This window comes from Elstera litoralis (assembly GCF_000963705.1).
GTDB lineage: Bacteria > Pseudomonadota > Alphaproteobacteria > Elsterales > Elsteraceae > Elstera > Elstera litoralis.
This window is the reverse complement of record NZ_LAJY01000415.1, coordinates 1-2,986: the sequence shown is the minus strand read 5'-3', so window position 1 is coordinate 2,986 and position 2,986 is coordinate 1. Positions and strand designations below refer to the sequence as shown.

Annotated in this window: 4 protein-coding genes; all 4 read right to left on the bottom strand. The window is 66.8% G+C overall.

Annotation, left to right across the window (positions count from 1 at the left end; all coding sequences use genetic code 11):
* The coding region (locus tag VZ95_RS24285; RefSeq protein ID WP_232302678.1) for a thiamine pyrophosphate-dependent enzyme at nt 1-384 on the bottom strand (384 nt) is incomplete at its 3' end.
* On the bottom strand, nt 288-1,013 hold the full coding sequence (locus tag VZ95_RS27290; RefSeq protein WP_232302677.1) for a hypothetical protein: 726 nt from the start codon (nt 1,011-1,013) through the stop codon (nt 288-290). The genes VZ95_RS24285 and VZ95_RS27290, both read right to left, overlap by 97 nt.
* A complete protein-coding gene (locus tag VZ95_RS24275) occupies nt 1,003-1,587 on the bottom strand; it encodes a thiamine pyrophosphate-binding protein (RefSeq protein ID WP_156995321.1) in 585 nt (194 codons plus the stop codon). The genes VZ95_RS27290 and VZ95_RS24275 overlap by 11 nt, the downstream gene beginning before the upstream one ends.
* Nucleotide 1,588: 1 nt before the next feature.
* The gene (locus VZ95_RS14805) at nt 1,589-2,857 is read right to left on the bottom strand and encodes a CaiB/BaiF CoA transferase family protein (RefSeq protein ID WP_045776543.1); all 1,269 of its coding nucleotides are present in this window, start codon (nt 2,855-2,857) and stop codon (nt 1,589-1,591) included.
* Nucleotides 2,858-2,986: the final 129 nt, after the last annotated feature.

The window sequence follows — 2,986 nt, the reverse complement described above, 5'->3', positions numbered from 1 at the left end:
CGCCGCCGCAATCAGGCTGAAGCCATCGGCAGCCATCGCCCGCTCCAGCGCGGCCCCGAGCGCCCCGACACTCTCGACCGTCTCGCCCGCCCCGCCGAAGGCCTTCGCCAGAGCGGCATAATCGGTGCGCCCCATCGCAACGCCCGCGGGCGCAAGACCCGCTTGCGCCTGCTTGAGCGCGATCAGCGACAGGCTCACGTCTTGCACCACCAGCACGATCACCTTCAGCCCGGCGTCGCGCAAGGTCCCAAGTTCGCCCAAGGTCATTTCCAAGCCGCCGTCGCCCATCACAGCCACCACCGGCCCCGGCACCCCGGCCCGCGCCGCGCCAATCGCCAGCGGTAAGGCCGCGCCCATCGTACAGAAGCCTGCCGACTGCAAGATCGACAGGGGCCGTTGCGCCTGCCACATTTGGCTGAACAAAATCCGATGCGCACCGCTATCGACCGTAATCGTCGCGCTTTCCGGCAAAGCCGCGTGCAGGGTGGCGAAGACCGCGTGCGGCCCCCATTCAGCGGGGGGGCGAAAGCGGTTTGAAGCGCCGCGCGGGCGGCCACGGCCTGCCCCGCTGCCCAATGCGGCGGCGGCGAGCCCTTGCCCAAGGCCCAATTCAGCGCCGCAATCGTCCCCGGCAGCGGGCCGATGACCTGCTGGTCGACGCGGTGCATGCCGTGATCGGCGGGATGGTCGGTCAGGTCGATCACCTGGGCCGTCGCCGGAAACGCATCGAGCCAGCCCACGCGCATTTCGATGGGATCGTAACCGATGGTCAGGACCAGATCGGCCTTGCCGATCAACTCTAGCAGGATTGTGTCGGCCTTCGGCGAAAGCCCCGCCCCGCCCAAGGACAGCGGATGATCTTCGGGCACCAGCCCCTTGGCTTTATAGGTGGTGATAACCGGAATGCGTTGCTGGTCCATCAGCAGCGTTACCGCTGCCGCAGCGCCGCAGCGCGCCGCCTCGAACCCCGCCAGAATGATCGGGTGGCGGCTATGGGCGATCTTATCGGCCACCGCGCGCAAGACAGGATCGTCGCCCGCCGGAACCGGGTGCAGCCGGATCGGCGGTTTGACGGGCAGGGCAGTAGCGGGAGCGTCTTGCGCGGCGAGGACCGGCGAGAGATCGATATGCACCGGCCCGGCAGGCGCACGAACCGCGAGCGCCAGCGCGCGGGCGATGGTTTCCGCCCGCGCCTTCCGCCGCAATCTCGAAGCTGGCTTTCACCAGCGGGCGCAGCAGGGCGGCATGATCGAGAATTTGATGGGTGTAGCGCCCGCGCACATCCGCTTCGACGATACCGGAAATCACCAGCAGCGGCACCTGCTCCTGCTGCGCATCGGCGATTCCATTGACCGCATTGGCGAGCCCCGGCCCGAGGGTGGTGAGCAGCAGACCGGGTGCCCCCGTGACCGCCGACGCGCCCGCCGCCATCATCGCCGCCGCCGTTTCGTTCCGCGCGAGGGTGAAGGCGATCCCGGCGGCCTCCAGCGCGTCCAGCATCGTCACCACCTCACCGCCGGGCATGCCGAAAGCGTGGCGAATGCCGTGGGCGGCGAGGGTTTGGGCGATCAAATCGGCAATGCGCATCTTAAGCCTCCGAGGGGGCGCTGGAGCCAAAAGCCCCGCGCGTGGTGAAATCCTGAAGCTCCTCGGCGCTCAAACCCAGAAGCCCCGTCAGCACCGCCTGCCGATCCTGATCGAGATGCGGCGGCGGCCGGTCATAGGCTACGGGCGTGCGGCTGAATTTCAGCGGATTCCCGAGCAGCCGAACCGGCCCGGTATCGCCCGGTCCGTCCAGCGTCACCACCATCTCACGCGCTTGCGTGTGGGGGTTGTCAAGCGCTTCCGCAACACTCGCCACTGGTCCGGCGGGGACTTTGCAGCGCGTGAGCCGCGCCGACCAACCCGCGACGGTATCAAGCGCAAGCGCCGGAAGCAGTGCTTCTTCCAGCGCATCGACCGCAAGGATACGGTCGCGGTTGCGGCGAAAGCGCGGATCGTCGGCAAGTTCGGGAAGCCCAAGTTCGGCAACAAAGCGGCGGAACTGCTCATCGTTCCCCACGGCAACGACGATATAGCCATCAGCCACCCGATAGGTTTGATAGGGCGCGATATTGGGGTGGCGGTTGCCCAAGCGCTGCGGCACCCGGTCCGATACGAGGTAATTGGTGGCGGCATTGATGAGCCAGGAAAGCTGAGAATCATAGAGGGCGAGATCAATCATCTGCCCCTCGCCGGTCGCGTCGCGGTGGCGCAACGCCGCCAGCAGGCCAACGGTGGCATAAAGCCCGCAGACGACATCGGCAATCCCGACGCCAACTTTCACCGGCTCCCCGCCCTTGGCGTCGGGCTGGCCGGTGATGCTCATGATCCCGCCCATCGCCTGCACGAGGAAATCATAGCCGATGCGATCGGAATACGGGCCGGTTTGCCCGAAACCCGAAATGGAACACCAGATCAGATCGGGCTTTACCTGCCGCAGCGCGTCATAATCAAGGCCGCGCCGCGCGAGATCGCCGGGCTTATAATTTTCGATCACCACATCGGCGGTGGCGACCAAGCGGCGGATAAGATCGGCCCCGGCGTCGGTGGCAAGATCGATGGCGACCGACTGTTTATTGCGATTGGCGCAAAGGTAATAGGCCGACAGATCGGTTTCCTCCCCCGCGCCGTCTTTCACGAAGGGCGGCCCCCAGGTGCGGGTATCGTCGCCACTGCCGGGGCGTTCGATCTTAATGACCTCCGCCCCCAAATCCCCCAGCAACTGTGTGCAGGTCGGCCCGGCCAGAATCCGCGACAGATCGAGCACGCGCACCCCAGCGAGCGCGCGCGGGGACAGGGGGGAGCCGTCATTCAACCTCGCAGCCTTAAGCGTGATGCCGCCACGGCGACGGAACCGATGCCACGGTAGCGGTGGCCGGAGCCGTCGCCAAGGCCTGAAACATCCGCTCGGCGAACCGATCCACCCGCCGCCGTTCGGCCCGCA

Excerpts from the sequence above, each read along its gene's own strand:
- VZ95_RS24275 (WP_156995321.1), bottom strand. The coding sequence starts at position 1,587 with ATGCGCATTGCCGATTTGATCGCCCAAACCCTCGCCGCCCACGGCATT.